We start from the raw sequence: 14,921 nt of genomic DNA, 5'->3' as shown, positions 1-14,921 counted from the left end.
GTTTACAAATGAACAATTCAATTCTTGTTTAATTAATTAAATAGCTTTTAAAATATTTTGTTTTCCTTCCACAGTTCTCTATTCTCTTACCTTTAATCTCTCAGCAAACTTAATTCTTCTCATAATCTCAGCATGTTTCACTTTAATATAATGCGTACTGTAATTTAATTTGGTTCCTATGCCTTCTAACGTCATTCCTTCAATATATTTCAGCTTAAGTATCTGTTGTTCTAAGTTTTTGAAATTACTCAATATATCATCGAGCCGTTGCAATTGTTCTTTCTTAAATGTGAGTTTCTTCCTAAGTTGATTTAGTATCTTTTCTGTTTCTTCATTGCCTGTATTAATTGATAATATATCTTGACCCCATTTACTCTGACGTTTTAATTCAGCATGTATTCTATTTAACTTGTATTCCAAATAAGTGATCTCTTCTCCTAACATTTGATAATCTTTAAGGCAAACCAATTACGTATCACCTACTTAGGCTCACTCTTTGTAACAACCTCTTTACCCGATAGTTTCATCTTCTTAAGGAAATAGCCTGTGTGAATATAAGGACTATCTTCGTTTGAACAATGTGATTGCCGATGACCTTCACTGGTACCATGATGATGGAAACAATCACACGCCGAGCACCATGTACTAAGATTTCCTTTTTCATCACGTTCAATTGCTAATACGATTGGAGCTTTTTTAGTTGCCATTTACTTACCTCCATTTTTTTAGTAATACATGTTTATTACTTTTTGCTAAAACCTTGAAATGCTTACGGCTCTAAGCTTCATTGCCTTTTCTATAAAAATATCAGTAGTACGAGTAATAATAAGGTTTTGGACGTATTACCTTATTTCCCCTTACTCCCACAAGGGATTTGACTTATCAGTAATAAAAGTAATACATTTTTAAAATCAAAATACTTACATATATAAACTGGATTTTTTTCTTTTTTTTAAATACATGTATATATCAAAATCCTTATTACTTTTATTACTCTTATTACTTATACTGATTCAACCCTTGATTTATAAGGGTTTTAAACAGTAATAAGAAATTTTAAATTAAGTAATTCCCTATTACTCTTATTACTACTAATCTGAAAAATCTATATTAGCTTCATAAAAATCAAATCCTAGATCTCCTACAAGTTCCATATTTAACGGTATACCATTAAATTTCTTGCCCTTATGGCTTACAAGTTTGTAATCAACTACTTTACTTCCTTTTTCAACTGGAATTGTCATGCCTCTCTTTAACCATTCACGTCTTACTTGCTTTTCTTCAACACCTAAGAAATCGGTGGTATAAGCTGGTGTCAAAAACAACTGTCTTTGTTTATCTTTATAGATTGCTTTAATAATTTTAGGCATATAATCATAAAATATATTTTGTCTACTACTATCCAAATCTGTAAGTATCTCTTCTAAAAATTGAAGTGGCTTATCAATGGATTTATTTTCTTCTGCTATATCATCAAATAATGAGGAAATGGCTTTTAGATCAATATCAAAGTCCATTTTGTTTTTCAATATACTGCCTGTGAAATGAACTGCTGCATAATATCCAGCTAATCGGCTTAATACTTCATTACCTTTCGCTTTATCTACATAGTGTTTTCTAAACTTGTGATACTCTGGAGTAAGCTCCTTCTTATGTTTCAACCAAACTTTTAAGAACTCTATTCCTATCGCTCCATAATTGTTTTCCATTGCTTCATAAAGTCCCATGATATTGCTATGATCTTTCTTTAATGGCTCGTCAATTAATGGGATAATCCTTGCAGCCGCCCCACCTTGATTTTTAGCGTACTCATTTAGAGAAACTTCACCTGTACTTAGTAAAATATTGTGCCAAGTAAACTCCCTCTGACTTCCTTTTAAACTGCCTCTTCCTTTTGAACGTCCTCCACTGAAAGAATAAATAACATCTTTTAAAATACGTTCATCGGCTTTTCGTGTATCATCCATTAATAAAGGAAAACTGTTTAAATATGCTGATTTTCTCTCAATAGATACTTTTGTAGCATTCCATTCACTCATTAAGCTTTCATTACCCCAAACACTTGCGGCTACTTTTAATGTAGTAGTCTTCCCCTGTGAGGTGGTTCCGCTTAAATCAACAATGAAAGGTTGCAAGCGTAAATCCTTTATAATGACACTCGCAAAACTAGAAAGAACAAAAAATACAGCCTTGGGATTCTGTTTAATTCGTTCAAACACTTCTGTTTTCCAAGTATCACTTGTTCCTTTCACCTCAAAGGCTTCAAGTAATTGTTTCTCACCATGATCTATCGCCATAATTTCAACATCTTTAGTAACTAAAGGGTGGATAAAAGTATCCTTTATATGTCCTAAACGTTCTACCGCATAATGTTGTTCTATATTATTAATCAATAGATATTGGTCAAAATAAGTAATGATTTTTTTAACGTTATTATCATTAACAGAAAAACCTTTATCACTTAGTTCTAGTAATTCTTTTCTAATAGCAATAGCAGAAGCCGGCACAACTTCTCTTACAGTTCTATTGCTTTCCTTCCATTCAATTTCATAGAGTACTTGTGGCCGCTCTATGTTATGGAATTCCTTTGTAATATATGGGATTTTGCGAGATACAAGTTTTGTTATCTCATTCCCATCCTTATCCTCTCTCGTCTCAAAAAGTGTACCTTTATTCCCTACTTTAAAAGGCTTAGGAATAATTTTATTTTCGCCTTTACCTTCGGCATACATTTCAAAATTATTGTCAGGCATATGCTGTCTTTTTGACTGGTCTGGTTTCCATTGAATAGCTGACTGCGTAAGGGCCTTTAATTCGTTATAAGGAAAGTCAGTTTTATCTAAAAGAAAATACTCATATATAAGCTCCATTGCCTGCATTATTTCCTCGTTAGGAACATTCCACGCTTTTAAATGTGTAGCAAATTTATACAGTGTGTCATTTCTGCTTCCTGAGCTTTCTATAGGTACCGGAAACATATAATCTTTAGATTTATCTGTATTTCTAACCGGCCTTAAATATTGTGGTAATTCGTCCAGCTGATTTATGCTATTAGTAACTATGTAACGTCCTTCTGTGTTGTTTGTAGGAAAAACAATATACCCTGCTCCAGCTGTACGGGTATCAATAACCACACCTATTTGAGAGAAAAATTTCGTAATCTGTTTAATGTCTTGAGTCCTTTTCTCTTTAGCTGCAAATACAAACTGCCATCCATTTGGTGTTTTAATCGAATGGTGATGCCTGTTTTCTCCTTCAAGCAAATCTTTGACAAGTTCCCCTTGAACCTGGTCATCCACATCTATGATAATCCGCTCCTGAGGAATAACTGCTCCAATCCATCCGCCTTGGTTTATCCATTTATTTATTTCTAAATCATCTAATCCCTGGCTATCTTTCCACTTACATACTGGCGTTTTTGCTTTTTGATACTCTTGATTTCCGTTTGCATATCCAGTTAGCTTGATTATTTTTGCCCCAGGTAACATTTCATCAATTCTTGTTATATAGTGCGGCATGGTAACTTTCAAAAATGAGCACCTCCTTTTCTCTTAATAATGTTTTTAAAAGCAAATATCATACTTGCTTTAATATTCGATTAATTTCTTTTAAAACTTTGATTGCTTTCGGATCCCCGTTTTCCGCTTTTTCTAAAATCATATGTAACTTGTCTTCACGTACTTCAGCAGTTTTCATTAACCTATTCACCTCAATTCTTTCCAAATCAACGTTGCTACAAAATATCAAACGATTTAAATTAATAAGTATTATCCACCTAATCTTTTATGAACTTTGTTTCCTATGCACACGCCAGCCAAAGCGTTGTTGCTTACCATTCATCTACAATTTCTGTTATTACTTCAAGGGCTTGTCTATAGAACCACCAACGTTTTCTGTTGCGACGTCGCTCTATTAATCTCATCCGTGGATCAGATAAAATCTCATCTTCTAGAAATCTCTTACTCATTGATGTAATTACTGCTAACTTTTCAAGATCCACCATCAATAAGGTTTCGTGAAGTTGTTGATCTATTTGCTGCAGTATATATTCCTTAATGGCTTTTTCATCAATATTTACTTGCACATTTGCAGGAATCATATAATTACCTCATCTCAATAATTTCTTTATATAAACAATTCCTATTTACCTTTTTGTAAATCGTTAAACAGGGTTAACAAGAATTATAAAAAATTTTTCCCACATCCTCTCCAAGTGAATGGGCTATTGAGAGTGCAATGGAAACACGTGTATCACCACCCTTTTCAATATTATAAAGAGTAGTTCTGCTCACACCAGAGCGTTTCGCCAATTCAGTCTGCGATATTTTCTTTTTTTCTCTAACTTCTCTAATTTTGTTAATCATGTTTAACACCTCTTGCTAATAATATATCATGGTGTTAAACTCATGTAAAGCACGATTAACAAAAAAACTAAAATAAGGAGGTAATCCGATGAATGATTTCGGACAACTTTTAAGAGAACTGAGAGGTAATCATTCTTTAAGGGAAATGGCAAATTTGATAGGAATTAGTCATGTACAATTAAGCAATCTAGAAAAGGGTGTTGATCCTCGGACGGGTAAATTTAATCGCCCATCCCTTGAAACAATAAAAAAGCTAGCAAAAGCTTACAACTATGATTATGAAACACTAATAAATAAGGCTGGATACTTTCTTTTCGATGAAAATAATGCATTAAGTGCAGAGGAATGGGAAAAAGCAGAGGAAGCATGGAAGAAAACAGAGGAATATAAAGAAATAGAGGCAGAAACTCAACGAAAATGGGAACAACACTGGGAATACTTAGAAAAAAAAATGAAGTTTGAAAAACAGATGGTAGATACATTAAATAAATTGAACGACTCCAATCTACACCTGCTAAACGAAATGGCAAATATCATGCTTAAAGCACAAAAATAAAGTTACACATGTTTTTGAATAAATCCAATACCTATCCATTCCTATGCATACGCCAGCCAAAGCAATGAAAGGAATGGTAATGGTGAAGTTACACAAATCAGCAAAAGAACCGGAAATATACTATTATTTCAATGCAAAGAATGAAAAACTATGGATGTACCGTCATAAGTATTATGACAACATTGGAAAACGTAAAGAGAAGAAAAAAAGTGGATTTAAATCAGAAAAAGCAGCTCTCAAATCTCTTTTAGAAGTGAAAGCTGCAACAATACGTGGTGAATCTAAACAAGTAGAACATGATCAAATGACCATTGGTGAATGGTTGGATACTTGGTATAACACTCATAAAAATAGTTGGAAACCAACTTCTCGAGCACAACGTGAAATGGCCATTCGGTTACAAATGAAACCATTACTTGGTCACTATAAGTTACAAACATTAGATAGAACCACATATAAAAGAGAATTTTTGAATGTACTTGAAAAGAAATACAAACCAAGTACAGTTCATTTATTTCACACTCTATTTAAGATTGCTATTAACGCAGCTGTAGAAGATGAAATATTGTCTCGCAATCGCTTCACAAAAATCAAACTTTCAAGTCAAGAAACTCTTAAAGAAGAAAACAATAATTATTTCACACCTGAGCAATTAGTTGAATTTTTATCAATAGCTAAACGTGAAGAAAACGCCACAAACTATACATTTTTATTAACCGTTGCATACACAGGGATTCGTAGAGGTGAAGCCTGTGGATTACAGTGGAAAAACATCAATTTTGATAATAAAACAATTACAATTGAACGTACCAGAGATAATAAAGGTATACGATCACCAAAAACAAAAAATAGCTATAGAAAAATTTTAATAGATGATGTATTAGTAAATCAATTAAGTATATACCGGAAATGGTGCATGGAAACAATGCTATCTTTTGGATACAAACTGCAGGATGAGTCCTTTGTATTTACATCATATCAAACTGGGAAACCTATAACAGATAGCAGTGTCCTTTATGCATTTAGAAGAGTATTAAATAAAACAAACCTTCCTTCGATAACAATACATGGGTTACGCCATACACATTGCACCATATTATTAAATCAAGGTTTAAATGTGAAAGTAATTGCCGAACGTTTAGGGAATACTCCACAAATGATTTATGAAATTTATGGACATGTATTAAAAGAAATGGAGTCCATGTCAGTAGAGTTATTTAGCCAGAGTTTAGCAGAAAGTGGGGCTAAATTTGGGGCTAGTTAATAATAAATGTGCTATGAATACTGATATAATAAGGCTTTTTAATACTAAAGAGTTCTACTCTCGTTAATCTCGGTACTCTGCAAAGAGTAGTATTAAAAGCCTTAGGAACCTTGTTTATCAAGGAGCCTGGGCTTTTTTTATTGAATATAACCCGATTATATGCATAGAAACAGACCAATGTAACAAAATAAAAAAGAACTGCAAGTCTATAGTTAATAAAACTTAACCCCCTCTCTAGAATTCCATCCATTTTTTATCCACATTAATAAAAACCTCCCCCTTCTTCTAACACTTAAAAACACTACATTCTATCCCATAACTCATTTTTCTTTGCTGTACTCTCCTTTTCTTAACATTATTTTTACAACGTATTTATTTGTACATAATCTATACCTTCCCTTTTTCTATTTACATTCAACTAAAAAACCTCTTCATTACCAGATCATCCGAATGAGATTATAAAACTTAATGAAAGAGTACCTTTTTCGCTAAATAATTAGAATATTACATTTACAATCACTTCCTTAAATTGGTATTATTTTTCTTGTAAGGGGAGGGAAAGTTCATGTCTTTAAATATGTATCTCGGTCAAGTAAAAGCTCAAACAGAAAGTATGAACGCTTTCTGTAACGCTACTATTCAAGGAATGGAACAAATTATTCATTCTATTAATGCTTTTGCATTGGATACTGTTCTACAAGGACAAACATATAGCAGTGCAAAAGCATATTTCTTACAAACCTTTCGTCCGTTAGCACAAGGAATCATTTACTTATGCGAAGAATTAATCCGTCAAAATGATGCTTTTCCAAGAGACTTTCAATCACAGGTAGCTTCTACAGATGTTATCGAACAGGAGATATTAGAACAAATTCGAGAAATCGATCGAATGATAGCAAGTACAGAAGCGCTCAACCAAACTATGCCGATCCCAGGTATGGACGCTATGGTAAATCTTTTTACTGTCATGAGGCAAAAACTGCAAGAAAAATTAGAACATCTATATGAATTTAATCAAACATCTAGTGATAACTATAGTACAGCACTTTAACTAGCTGCGAGTATCGCACAAGGTCTTGCGGAAATACAAAGTGTAAGTGAAGCAGAATAATAAATACTAAAGGGGTATGAAAAAATGAAACGTAAACTATTAACTTTAGCGATTCCAATGTTGTTAATAACAGGGGTAGGTTGTGAGTCAAACGATAAAAAGAAAGACGAAGTAATGGAAGCTTCTGTTAAAGAAAACAAGAAAGAAGACTATAGTAAGAATGCAACATACTTACTTAAAGATTACACTGAACAAACGGAAGAAATAAAAGACCTTATAGATAGCAGAAAATCTAATAAGAAGAAGGCTGAAAAGTTAAAAGAGTTATCGAAACCTTATTTCGAATTAATTGATAAGATTGATAAATTAGATTATAAGTTAGCTGAAGACAATAAAGCACCGATAAACATAAGTAAAGCAATGTTATTCTCGAAATCAGGGGTAGAAAACATACAGGCAGGTTTAGAAAAGGATGATAAAGATACAATTGAATTCGCTAAACAGGATTTAGACGAAGCTTCTGAGTTAGTAGACAAAGCAACAAAAGAACTAAGTAAAAAGAAATAACACAAAGGGGTATATGTCAATGAAACGTAAACTATTAGCCTTAGCTATTCCTGTTATGTTGTTAGCAGGTTGTACAACATAGACATATGGACTTACACAGTCAGAGTTACGAAAAGTGGACAAAGAATATTAATCAAATAAACTAACAATATATTAGAAGGTCTTTTCATGAGTTGTGGCTTTTATTATGTAATACTTATAGAGTTTCGTAGACATTTCACCACCCTTTCATTTTTTTAAAAATAGTGCAACTATTGATGTGCCCCTACGCTACCTATCCTCCCCAGAGGACAAATTTTATTTTTTGACAGGGGGACTTAAAAGATTAAATCAAAAAAACAGCCTTCTCAAGTCAATACTTGAAACGGCTGTTTTTAATAAAGGAAAATATTAATATCATGATAAACCTTTCTTTGATTTTATACACTAAATTATCTAAACGTTCCCTTTAGGAGTCACTACTTGTTTTATGACTAAATAGATTATCATAACCTATCGGGGTAAACTGTTCATCTATCCCTAACTTTTGGATAGTAATTATAGAATCCATGCAATCTGAAAGTAACAATCTTTGAGATGCCTCACTATGTTCCATACAAATCCTCCTGTTTATAACGATTTATTTTTATCAATTTATCAGTTCACATTAATTATATTTTTTTCTTCTACAAACCCTCTATTAAATAGCTCACTTACTAAATTTGAATCCTATGCATACAAAAAAGCTACCGAAGAAACCAAAACAGTTACTTCGAGTAGCTTTTATTTATATATATTAAAGTTATTTATTTTCCTCTTTTTGAACATATACATAAGCATCTTTCTGCTCTTTATGTATATCAACCTTCGAATTCTCTGCAAGTTGACCCGCGTTTAGCAAAGAAAAAATAATCAACGCTTCTAGTGACATTTCGTTTTACCACTCCTTTCTAATTGTTATACGTTTATCATACCGCTTACATGTGATTTCCGTATGAACTCGAAAAGGAGATTAAAACAAAAAAAGCTTTGAGGAATTTCCCCAAAGCTTTTTATTTATTAGTAACGAATTAAGAAATATTTCTTTTTACCGCGGCGAATGATTGTAAATTTACCTTCGATGCGGTCGTTTTCTGTTACAACGTAGTCTAACGCTTGTGTACGCTCACCGTTTACGTAGATTGCGCCGTTCGTTACATCTTCACGTGCTTGACGTTTTGATGGAGAGATTTTGCTTTCTACAAGTAAGTCGATTAATACTGTATCTTCTGCAGTACGTTCTACAGATGGTACGTCTTTGAATCCTTGTTCAATTTCGCTTGCAGTTAGTTCTGCTACAGAACCGCTGAATAATGCAGCTGAAATTTTAATCGCTTGCTCTAATGCTTCTTCGCCGTGAACAAGTTTTGTCATTTCAGAACCTAATGCTTTTTGTGCTGCACGTTTTTCTGGTGCTTCAGCTACTTGCTTTTCAAGCTCAAGAATTTCTTCATGAGATAAGAATGTGAAGTATTTTAAGTATTTAACAACGTCGCGGTCATCTGTGTTAATCCAGAATTGGTAGAACTCGTAAGGAGTTGTTTTCTCTGGGTCTAACCAAATTGCGCCGCCTTCTGTTTTACCAAACTTCGTACCGTCAGATTTTGTAACAAGTGGAATTGTTAAACCGAATGCTTTCGCATCTTCCTCTGATTTACGAATTAATTCAAGACCAGCTGTAATGTTACCCCATTGGTCACTACCACCGATTTGCAGACGGCAATTATGGTGTTGGTATAAGTTTAAGAAGTCGTATGATTGTAAAATCATGTAACTGAACTCAGTGAATGAAATACCAGTTTCTAAACGAGATGCTACTGTATCTTTTGCTAACATATAGTTTAAACCGAAGTTTTTACCGATATCGCGTAAGAATGAAATTACATCTAAGCTACCAAGCCAGTCATAGTTGTTAGCCATCGTTGCTGGGTTGTCCACGTTTTCAAACTCTAAGAAGTTTGAAAGTTGGTTTTTAATGCTTTCTGTGTAGTAAGCAACTGTATCTTTCGTATTTAATGTACGTTCTGCTTTTTTACCACTCGGGTCACCGATCATACCAGTACCACCGCCAACAAGTGCGATTGGTTGGTGGCCAGCTAATTGGAAACGACGTAACATTAATACTGGTAACATATGACCAATATGTAAACTATCCGCTGTCGGGTCGAAACCACAGTATAATTTAACGCTTTCTTTTTCTAATAATTGCTCAAGGCCCTCAGCATCTGTTTGCTGATTAATTAGACCGCGAAATTCAAGATCTTGTAAAATACCCATATCCTACATACTCTCCTTTAAGTTCATTACTGGCGTGAAGGTTGAAAACATAAAAAAATCGCCCCTTCAAATAAGGGACGATTTTGATTATCGCGTTACCACCCTAGTTGCAGGCAAAAAAGCCTACCACCTTATTTACATAACGGCTTAGCACCGTCTTTTCCCTTTTGAATACAATTCAATCGAAAAAAGATGCTCTAGGGGCGTAATTCGCGATCATCTATGTGCTGATTTTCACCGGCCATCAGCTCTCTAAAACAGGGAAATGATCACTACTTCTCCCTTTCCACGCTCAATTATTCATATACTTTTCTTTATACCATCATTTATATAGGCGTGTCAAATAGAGGTCAGGTTTCCCTCCTTGCCAATCCTTTACAACGCCATAAAGAGTATCGTAATAAGAGAAAGAATTGGAACCCCAACTAATAACGATACATGAAACACAACCGATAAATCATTCCCAATGGTCGCCTCCACAGGATCTTTCGCTGGAGAACCAAGAAACCCGATTAATCGATCGAATTGACTTACCGTTTTTGGAAAGTCTGGTATTTCTACATGATCACTATCTAAATGTTGCTTTAATTTATATTCACTTTTAAAGAGATTTTCGCTCAATTTCATCCACCTCCAGCAATTGTTTCAATTTCTTTATCCCGTTATAGAGTCTCGATTTCACTGTTCCAATCGGAATGTTTAATATCTCTGCAATTTCTTTTTGCTGCATGTCATGATAATAAGAAAGGATTAGGACCGCTCTTTGCTCTTCTGGAACTTTCAAAATTGCTTCTCTTACTGTAAGCCGATCTTCGTGAGAAAATTCTTTTTCCGGAATCGGCACTAAAAATGGCAAAAGCGTACGCCACTTTTTTCTCCTATTTAACTTATTAATCATAAGACGATAACCAATTTGAAATAAATACGTTTTTATTTTACCTTTTTCAAGTTCATACATATGTTTCTTACGCTCTAGCGTCAAAAACGTATCTTGCACAAGATCGATACTTAATTGTTCATCTCGGTTAAATCGATATAAAAATGTGTATAGCGCTGGTTTGATTAAAACATATAGTCTTTCTCCCGCTTGTTTATCTCCACTTTGATACGCAAGCATGAGCTCCTCCTCAATCCCAATCTGCGCCATGATTTTTGATCTCCTTTATTCCTTTTAACGTTAATGAAATACGGGAAATTAAATATGCAATCGCAATAAAAATCCACAATTGTGATTGATTTGTAAAAAATTGCACATATGGGTTTTGAATCGTAAATCCCATTGCAACTAAAGTATTTAACGCTTGCACACATATGCATGCATACAATGCCAGACAAACAGAAATCGTATCAAATACATTCCAGCGAAAATAAACTTTTGTTTTTGTAAAATCGATTTTATTCCCTTTTTTTCGTACTATATGTTTTCTATCAAATGGAATAATGATTGAAAACATAACACCCATTATAACTCCAGCTGTAAGCATTGATACTCTATATCCAATTGGTATCGGTAAGAAAAGACCACAAGAAAATACAACTATAATCCCAATTAAAGCAAAAGTAAGAAGTAATTTATTAGACATATAAAAGCCTCCCTCATCTATTCTTTCATAAATGTATACAGACGAGGAAGGCACTTCGTTCAAATATTATTTTAGTTTTTTTATAATCTTTGCAGGATTCCCGCCAACTACTACATTATTAGGCACATCTTTCGTTACGACAGCACCAGATGCGATCACCGCATTGTCTCCAATTGTTACACCTGGATTAATAATTGCTCTTCCGCCAATCCATACGTTATCGCCAATTGTAACTGGTTTTCCGTATTCTGATCCGCTTATACGCTCTACCGGATCAAGCGGGTGCGTTGCTGTATAAATGTGAACACCTGGAGCTAACATACAGTTCACTCCGATTGTTACCGGGCATACGTCTAAAATCGTGCAGTCAAAGTTCGCGTAAAAATTTTCACCGACATGAATGTTATAGCCGTAATCACATCTAAAAGAAGATTCAAGATGAATATTATCTCCTGTCGTTCCGAATAATTCTTTTATGATTTCGCTACGCTCTTTCAATTGCTCTTCTGGCGTATCATTTAATTTTCTCGTTAATATACGTGCTTGCTCTCTTTCTTGTACTAAAACTGGATCAGCCGGTATATACATTTCTCCTAGTATCATCTTTTCTTTTTCTGTTTTCATCATACTACCCCCGTTAACTTATATATATAAGTTAATAATAACATAAAAAAAGGCCTGAACATTTTTTCGTTCAGACCTTCCTCTCTTAATCTTCCATCGTTGATAAGTCACCTGTTGGTAAATTCAGCTCCCACGCTTTTAATACGCGGCGCATAATTTTACCACTTCTCGTTTTCGGTAATTTATCTCTAAATTCAATTTGTCGTGGCGCTGCATGAGCTGCTAGGCCTTTCTTTACAAATTGACGAATTTCTTCTTTTAATTCATCAGATGGTTCGTATCCTGCTCGAAGTGCGATAAATGCTTTAATAATTTCGCCACGCACTGGATCAGGAATACCAATTACACCTGCTTCTGCAACAGCAGCATGCTCGATTAATTTACTTTCTACTTCAAACGGACCAACGCGCTCACCTGACGTCATAATTACATCGTCAATACGTCCTTGGAACCAGAAGTATCCATCTTCATCCATATAGGCAGAGTCACCTGATACGTACCAATCTCCCGGCATGAAATAAGATTCATACTTTTGCTGGTTATTCCAGATTGCACGCATCATAGATGGCCAACCTTTCGCAATTGCTAAGTTACCCATTGTGTATGGAGGAACTTCATTTCCTTCATTATCAACAATCGCTGCTTTTACACCTGGAATGGGTTTACCCATTGAACCTGGACGGATTTCCATACAAGGGTAGTTACAAATAACTTGTCCACCTGTTTCTGTCATCCACCACGTATCATGAATACGAAGTCCAAATGCATTCATACCCCAGCGAATTACTTCTGGATTTAACGGCTCACCAACGCTTAATACGTGGCGAACTTGTGATAAGTCATATTTTTTAATTGCGTCTTGTCCAGCTCCCATTAACATACGGAACGCTGTCGGTGCACTATACCAAACTGTTACACCGTAATCTTGCAGTGCTTCATACCAAGCTTCCGGACTAAATCGCCCACCTAAAATAACATTTGACGCTCCAACTAACCACGGTGCGAAAATACCGTAAGCAGTTCCCGTTACCCAGCCTGGATCAGCTGTGCACCAATATACATCGTCTTCTTTTAAATCTAATACCCATTTCGCCGTTTGATAGTGCTGAACCATTGCATTTTGCGCATGAAGCACACCTTTTGGCTTACCAGTAGAACCAGACGTATAGTGAAGAATTAAACCATCTTCACGGCCTAACCATTCAATATGTAATTCTTTTGAAGCTTGTTCAAATAAAGGATTGAACGCTACCGTTTTACCGCCTTCTTCTACATTATCTCCAACAAGAAAAACTGTTTTTAAAGCAGGTAAATCATTTAATGGTACACGCTCTAATAACTCAGGCGTTGTAATTAACACCTTCGCTTCACTATCTTCTAAACGATCGCGAACCGCACCTTCCATAAATGCTTCAAATAACGGTCCAACAATTGCTCCTAATTTCACTGCACCTAAAAGTGCGAAATATAATTCTGGAGAACGTGGCATAAAAATAAAAACGCGATCGCCTTTTTCTACATCGCCATAATTTTTCAGGACATTTCCTGCTTTATTAGAAAAATCCTTCATTTCCTTAAATGTATATTTCTCTTTTCGCGATCCATCTTGATAATAAAGAGCTACTTTATTCTTTCGATCGGATTTCGCATGCTTATCAATTGCCTCATACGCCATATTTACTCGGCCTGTTTCATTCCAAGTAAAGTTTTTATTAACCTCTTCCCAGTTAAAATTCGCGTATGCCTCATCATAATTCGGCAAATTATTTTCTCCTTTAATGACAGGAAGCGTTTCTACTTTCATACTTTACATCCCCCTCCTATGTATTCTATTATCTATTATAATGATATTATTTAAAATTTTCAGTATATTTGTTGGTTTTTAGACAAATTTTTAATGACAAAATTCGATTCACATCGCATATATTATAAAGTACGATATTAATAGATTCACAAACCCTCAAGGTGGTGAGCAATACATTGATTCATAAAAAAATATACAATGCTAGAAACTTAAAAACAGCGAAAGGCACTTTAATTATTGAAGGTCCTGTCTCTACACATAATCTTGAAATGTATGAATTTCATCCAGATTTAGTTGCATTTCGTCCTGCTGAACAGCAATATAAAGCAATTGTCGAAATTTCTAAATTACCAGAAGCTCGACTCATTATTGCTAGACATGACCAGATGATTGTTGGATATGTTACATATTTATATCCTGATCCACTTGAACGATGGTCAGAAGGAAAAATAGAAAACTTAATTGAGCTTGGGGCAATTGAAGTAGTTCCAGCCTTCCGCGGGAGTTCTGTCGGAAAGAACTTACTAGAGGTTTCTATGATGGACGATTATATGGAAGATTACATTATATTGACGACTGAATATTATTGGCACTGGGATTTGAAACAAACAGGATTAAATGTTTGGGAATACCGAAAAGTAATGGAAAAGATGATGAATGCCGGCGGGTTACAATGGATGGCTACAGACGATCCTGAAATTTGTTCACATCCCGCCAACTGTTTAATGGTCCGCATCGGTAAACGCGTTGATACGGATTCTATTCAAGCTTTTGATCGTCTACGTTTTCACAATCGTTTTATGTATTAATAAA

General features: G+C 34.6%; 17 protein-coding genes, 1 pseudogene and 1 other annotated feature. Of the genes and pseudogenes, 5 read left to right on the top strand and 13 right to left on the bottom strand.

Translation table 11 applies throughout. The features are described from left to right. Nucleotides 1–78: 78 nt before the first annotated feature. The 5 genes from DN403_RS23050 to DN403_RS23030 form a co-directional block, all read right to left on the bottom strand. A complete protein-coding gene (locus DN403_RS23050) occupies nt 79–468 on the bottom strand; it encodes a sigma factor-like helix-turn-helix DNA-binding protein (RefSeq protein ID WP_149185768.1) in 390 nt (129 codons plus the stop codon). An 11-nt stretch (nt 469–479) separates the two neighbouring features. After that, complete coding sequence (locus DN403_RS23045; RefSeq protein ID WP_149185767.1) at nt 480–707, bottom strand: hypothetical protein; 228 nt, start codon at nt 705–707, stop codon at nt 480–482. Between the two features lie 384 nt (nt 708–1,091). Then, nucleotides 1,092–3,530, bottom strand: a complete 2,439-nt coding sequence (locus tag DN403_RS23040; protein WP_149185766.1) for a DUF927 domain-containing protein — start codon at nt 3,528–3,530, stop codon at nt 1,092–1,094. 299 nt (nt 3,531–3,829) lie between these two features. Then, a complete protein-coding gene (locus DN403_RS23035) occupies nt 3,830–4,099 on the bottom strand; it encodes a hypothetical protein (protein WP_098395287.1) in 270 nt (89 codons plus the stop codon). Between the two features lie 73 nt (nt 4,100–4,172). After that, nucleotides 4,173–4,364: a helix-turn-helix transcriptional regulator gene (locus tag DN403_RS23030; RefSeq protein WP_000608690.1), complete on the bottom strand. Its 192-nt coding sequence runs from the start codon at nt 4,362–4,364 to the stop codon at nt 4,173–4,175. Nucleotides 4,365–4,452: 88 nt separating this feature from the next. Between DN403_RS23030 and DN403_RS23025 the strand changes: the two genes are divergently transcribed. The 4 genes and pseudogenes from DN403_RS23025 to DN403_RS23010 all read left to right on the top strand — a co-directional run bounded on the left by DN403_RS23025 (nt 4,453) and on the right by DN403_RS23010 (nt 7,802). Then, a complete protein-coding gene (locus DN403_RS23025) occupies nt 4,453–4,920 on the top strand; it encodes a helix-turn-helix domain-containing protein (protein WP_149185765.1) in 468 nt (155 codons plus the stop codon). 82 nt (nt 4,921–5,002) lie between these two features. Then, a complete protein-coding gene (locus DN403_RS23020; RefSeq protein ID WP_481747567.1) occupies nt 5,003–6,184 on the top strand; it encodes a site-specific integrase in 1,182 nt (393 codons plus the stop codon). A gap of 565 nt (nt 6,185–6,749) precedes the next feature. Further along, nucleotides 6,750–7,232, top strand: a pseudogene (locus tag DN403_RS23015) (T7SS effector LXG polymorphic toxin); the annotation flags it as partial. 87 nt (nt 7,233–7,319) lie between these two features. Next, entirely contained in the window at nt 7,320–7,802 is a 483-nt protein-coding gene (locus DN403_RS23010; protein WP_017763655.1) for a hypothetical protein, read from the top strand. 448 nt (nt 7,803–8,250) lie between these two features. Here DN403_RS23010 and DN403_RS31295 read toward each other — a convergent pair whose 3' ends face one another. The 8 genes from DN403_RS31295 to acsA all read right to left on the bottom strand — a co-directional run bounded on the left by DN403_RS31295 (nt 8,251) and on the right by acsA (nt 14,108). Further along, nucleotides 8,251–8,397: a hypothetical protein gene (locus DN403_RS31295; RefSeq protein ID WP_017763656.1), complete on the bottom strand. Its 147-nt coding sequence runs from the start codon at nt 8,395–8,397 to the stop codon at nt 8,251–8,253. Nucleotides 8,398–8,583: 186 nt separating this feature from the next. Beyond that, nucleotides 8,584–8,712, bottom strand: coding sequence for a hypothetical protein (locus DN403_RS23005; RefSeq protein WP_000050940.1), 129 nt, complete (start codon nt 8,710–8,712; stop codon nt 8,584–8,586). A 128-nt stretch (nt 8,713–8,840) separates the two neighbouring features. Further along, nucleotides 8,841–10,097 carry a tyrosine--tRNA ligase gene (tyrS, locus tag DN403_RS23000; protein WP_063675844.1) on the bottom strand — a complete coding sequence of 419 codons (1,257 nt, stop codon included), beginning with the start codon at nt 10,095–10,097 and terminating at the stop codon, nt 8,841–8,843. Nucleotides 10,098–10,167: 70 nt separating this feature from the next. Then, nucleotides 10,168–10,395, bottom strand: a binding site (T-box leader). Nucleotides 10,396–10,472: 77 nt separating this feature from the next. Next, nucleotides 10,473–10,718: a hypothetical protein gene (locus DN403_RS22995; RefSeq protein WP_001293698.1), complete on the bottom strand. Its 246-nt coding sequence runs from the start codon at nt 10,716–10,718 to the stop codon at nt 10,473–10,475. Beyond that, nucleotides 10,699–11,244: an RNA polymerase sigma factor gene (locus DN403_RS22990; protein WP_000057202.1), complete on the bottom strand. Its 546-nt coding sequence runs from the start codon at nt 11,242–11,244 to the stop codon at nt 10,699–10,701. Before DN403_RS22990 ends, DN403_RS22995 begins: the two co-directional genes overlap by 20 nt. Further along, nucleotides 11,225–11,680: a hypothetical protein gene (locus DN403_RS22985; RefSeq protein WP_000066443.1), complete on the bottom strand. Its 456-nt coding sequence runs from the start codon at nt 11,678–11,680 to the stop codon at nt 11,225–11,227. The genes DN403_RS22990 and DN403_RS22985 overlap by 20 nt, the downstream gene beginning before the upstream one ends. Nucleotides 11,681–11,746: 66 nt before the next feature. Continuing rightward, on the bottom strand, nt 11,747–12,307 hold the full coding sequence (locus DN403_RS22980; protein WP_003257681.1) for a maltose acetyltransferase domain-containing protein: 561 nt from the start codon (nt 12,305–12,307) through the stop codon (nt 11,747–11,749). An 82-nt stretch (nt 12,308–12,389) separates the two neighbouring features. Then, the gene (gene acsA / locus DN403_RS22975; protein WP_000862047.1) at nt 12,390–14,108 is read right to left on the bottom strand and encodes an acetate--CoA ligase; all 1,719 of its coding nucleotides are present in this window, start codon (nt 14,106–14,108) and stop codon (nt 12,390–12,392) included. Between the two features lie 176 nt (nt 14,109–14,284). Here acsA and acuA point away from each other — a divergent pair, with 176 nt between their 5' ends. Further along, nucleotides 14,285–14,917 carry an acetoin utilization protein acetyltransferase AcuA gene (acuA, locus tag DN403_RS22970; protein ID WP_000581392.1) on the top strand — a complete coding sequence of 211 codons (633 nt, stop codon included), beginning with the start codon at nt 14,285–14,287 and terminating at the stop codon, nt 14,915–14,917. The last annotated feature ends 4 nt before the right edge of the window (nt 14,918–14,921 follow it).

This window comes from Bacillus sp. AY2-1 (assembly GCF_008368965.1).
GTDB lineage: Bacteria > Bacillota > Bacilli > Bacillales > Bacillaceae_G > Bacillus_A > Bacillus_A thuringiensis_S.
This window is presented reverse-complemented; position numbering and strand designations above follow the sequence as displayed.

What these genes read in the sequence shown, in the direction of transcription:
- DN403_RS31295 (WP_017763656.1), bottom strand. Translation starts at nt 8,397, where the DNA reads ATGGAACATAGTGAGGCATCTCAAAGATTGTTACTTTCAGATTGCATG.
- DN403_RS22990 (WP_000057202.1), bottom strand. Translation starts at nt 11,244, where the DNA reads ATGGCGCAGATTGGGATTGAGGAGGAGCTCATGCTTGCGTATCAAAGT.
- DN403_RS22985 (WP_000066443.1), bottom strand. Translation starts at nt 11,680, where the DNA reads ATGTCTAATAAATTACTTCTTACTTTTGCTTTAATTGGGATTATAGTT.
- DN403_RS23025 (WP_149185765.1), top strand. Translation starts at nt 4,453, where the DNA reads ATGAATGATTTCGGACAACTTTTAAGAGAACTGAGAGGTAATCATTCT.
- DN403_RS23010 (WP_017763655.1), top strand. Translation starts at nt 7,320, where the DNA reads ATGAAACGTAAACTATTAACTTTAGCGATTCCAATGTTGTTAATAACA.
- DN403_RS23045 (WP_149185767.1), bottom strand. Translation starts at nt 707, where the DNA reads ATGGCAACTAAAAAAGCTCCAATCGTATTAGCAATTGAACGTGATGAA.
- tyrS (WP_063675844.1), bottom strand. Translation starts at nt 10,097, where the DNA reads ATGGGTATTTTACAAGATCTTGAATTTCGCGGTCTAATTAATCAGCAA.
- DN403_RS23030 (WP_000608690.1), bottom strand. Translation starts at nt 4,364, where the DNA reads ATGATTAACAAAATTAGAGAAGTTAGAGAAAAAAAGAAAATATCGCAG.
- acsA (WP_000862047.1), bottom strand. Translation starts at nt 14,108, where the DNA reads ATGAAAGTAGAAACGCTTCCTGTCATTAAAGGAGAAAATAATTTGCCG.
- DN403_RS23035 (WP_098395287.1), bottom strand. Translation starts at nt 4,099, where the DNA reads ATGATTCCTGCAAATGTGCAAGTAAATATTGATGAAAAAGCCATTAAG.
- DN403_RS23005 (WP_000050940.1), bottom strand. Translation starts at nt 8,712, where the DNA reads ATGTCACTAGAAGCGTTGATTATTTTTTCTTTGCTAAACGCGGGTCAA.
- DN403_RS22980 (WP_003257681.1), bottom strand. Translation starts at nt 12,307, where the DNA reads ATGATGAAAACAGAAAAAGAAAAGATGATACTAGGAGAAATGTATATA.